Source organism: Capnocytophaga sp. oral taxon 329 str. F0087 (assembly GCF_000213295.2).
Taxonomy (GTDB): Bacteria; Bacteroidota; Bacteroidia; order Flavobacteriales; family Flavobacteriaceae; genus Capnocytophaga; species Capnocytophaga leadbetteri_A.
In genome coordinates this window covers 100243-102349 of record NZ_KN389985.1, presented here as the reverse complement: position 1 = coordinate 102349, position 2107 = coordinate 100243, and the positions used below count along the sequence as shown (strand labels likewise).

3 protein-coding genes are annotated in these 2107 nt (G+C 38.9%); all 3 read right to left on the bottom strand.

Annotated elements, in window-relative coordinates:
• On the bottom strand, positions 1–362 hold a 362-nt coding region (locus HMPREF9074_RS01410; RefSeq protein ID WP_034539428.1), incomplete at its 3' end, for an OB-fold nucleic acid binding domain-containing protein.
• A 24-nt stretch (positions 363–386) separates the two neighbouring features.
• A complete protein-coding gene (locus HMPREF9074_RS01405; protein ID WP_009733875.1) occupies positions 387–1340 on the bottom strand; it encodes an acetyl-CoA carboxylase carboxyltransferase subunit alpha in 954 nt (317 codons plus the stop codon).
• A gap of 72 nt (positions 1341–1412) precedes the next feature.
• Positions 1413–1973, bottom strand: a complete 561-nt coding sequence (locus HMPREF9074_RS01400) for a hypothetical protein (protein WP_009733876.1) — start codon at positions 1971–1973, stop codon at positions 1413–1415.
• Positions 1974–2107 lie beyond the last annotated feature (134 nt).

The window sequence follows — 2107 nt, the reverse complement described above, 5'->3', positions numbered from 1 at the left end:
TTTTCACCCATCTTAGTGATAAACAAATACCCCTCTACTCCTATAAAGTCACCTAAGTCAAGAAGTTTTTTGAATACCTCATTATAAAGGGTTTTATCCTCATCCGGACACATTTCATCACGGTTGAAGTAAAGCTGTACACTACCTTCACTATCTTGTAGGGTAGCAAATGATGCTTTTCCTTGCACACGTAGCGACATTAATCGTCCAGCAACGATAACTTCCTTGCCTTCCTCATAATGTGTTAGTATGTCCTTAGAGGTAGTATTTACAGGATATAGCGGAGCAGGATAAGGATTTATCCCTAATTCTTTTAATTTGGTTAGTTTTTCTCTACGAATGATTTCTTGTTCTGATAACATTTTTTTAATAATTAATGTTTAATACTACTCCTTATAAACACCCATACTGAGGTATTTATCCATACGTTTCTCTATAAGACGGTCTGCTGGTAGTTTTTTAAGTTCTTTATAAGCTGCTAAAATCACTTTGCGCACTGTTACAAACATTGCCTCGCGGTCGTGATGCGCCCCTCCCATAGGTTCTTTGATGATTTCATCAATGAGTTTCAGTTTTTTCATATCAGGAGCGGTGAGTTTCAAAGCTTCAGCAGCTTCTTTTTTATACTCCCAGCTACGCCATAAAATAGACGAACAAGATTCTGGCGAAATCACTGAATACCAAGTATTTTCTAGCATATATACCCTATCGCCTATGCCTATACCCAAAGCTCCTCCTGAAGCTCCTTCGCCTATGATGAATACAATAGTAGGCACTTTTAATCGTGACATCTCTAAAAGGTTACGAGCAATAGCTTCTCCTTGTCCGCGCTCTTCAGCCTCTATACCAGGGAAAGCACCTGGAGTATCTACAAAACAAACTATCGGAATATTAAACTTCTCAGCTTGCTTCATTAGGCGGAGAGCCTTGCGGTAGCCTTCAGGGTTTGCCATACCAAAATTGCGATACTGGCGCATCTTAGTGTTTACCCCTTTTTGTTGCCCTATAAACAAAAAGCTCTGGTCATCAATCTTACCAAAACCACCTATCATCGCCTTATCGTCTTTTACGGTACGATCGCCGTGTAGCTCAAGGAAAGTATCCCCTGCTAAGGCTTTGATGTAGTCAAGGGTATAAGGACGGTCGAGGTGACGCGATATTTGCACGCGCTGCCACGCTGTCAGATTACCATAGATATCTTTCTTTACTTGGTTTAGTTTTTTTTCTATTTTCTTGCAAGCATCACTCATATCCACTTCACTTTCATCACCAATGAGCATACACTTTTGCATTTGTTCTTCTAACTCTTTTATAGGTTGTTCAAAATCTAAATATTCCATAACAATTCGTTATTTGATTTTCAGAGGGCAAAGATACAAACTAATTAGCAAATTAGCAAATTTGTAAATTGGCTAATTTTCCAATTTCCCTATTTCATATTTATAGTGGTATAGCACCGAGACTATTTTCCCGTCTTTGCGCGCAGGTTGTAGCACAGGTAGTTGTGCAATAACTCGCTGTACCTCAGCGGTTAAATACTCAGTAGGTAGCTGCATTTTTAGCACTCTCACCACCCCATCAGTACCAATACAAAGCGTTAGCTGAATAAACCCTTTTGCACATATATCGCCTGAAATATTAAGATGTTCCCTCATAAAATCGTCCATACTCTCTTTGAAGCACGTCCATTGGTATTTGGTAGCCACCTGCGTACATTTACCACTGAAAGCAGGCGCTTCGGTCACTAATAGGTAGGGTATAGCTTTTTGTACTTCAGGGTCTTGTATACTGTCTTGTAGCGAGGTTAGGGTCTGTAGTGTTTCTTTTGGAGGCTGATAGGCAAACATTTTACTACTATCAGTTAGCTCGGCAGTATACGTTTCTTTGTGAAAAATATTGAATAAACTAATCGATACCGAGATAAACGACACTAGCAAAGCACAACCTGCCCCTATTTTATTAGATGATTCCATACAAATTTGCTAATCTACTAATTTTACAAAACGACAATAAGCGCACTCTTTTAAGCGCGCTTATTGTATTATATTTTTAAAGCAAATTAAGATTGTAGTTTAAAGTTGATAGGGTAAGCAAATGTTACTGGGGT

Bases quoted from the DNA above. Each gene is read 5' to 3' on its own strand.
- HMPREF9074_RS01400 (WP_009733876.1), bottom strand. From the start codon at position 1,973: ATGGAATCATCTAATAAAATAGGGGCAGGTTGTGCTTTGCTAGTGTCG.
- HMPREF9074_RS01405 (WP_009733875.1), bottom strand. From the start codon at position 1,340: ATGGAATATTTAGATTTTGAACAACCTATAAAAGAGTTAGAAGAACAA.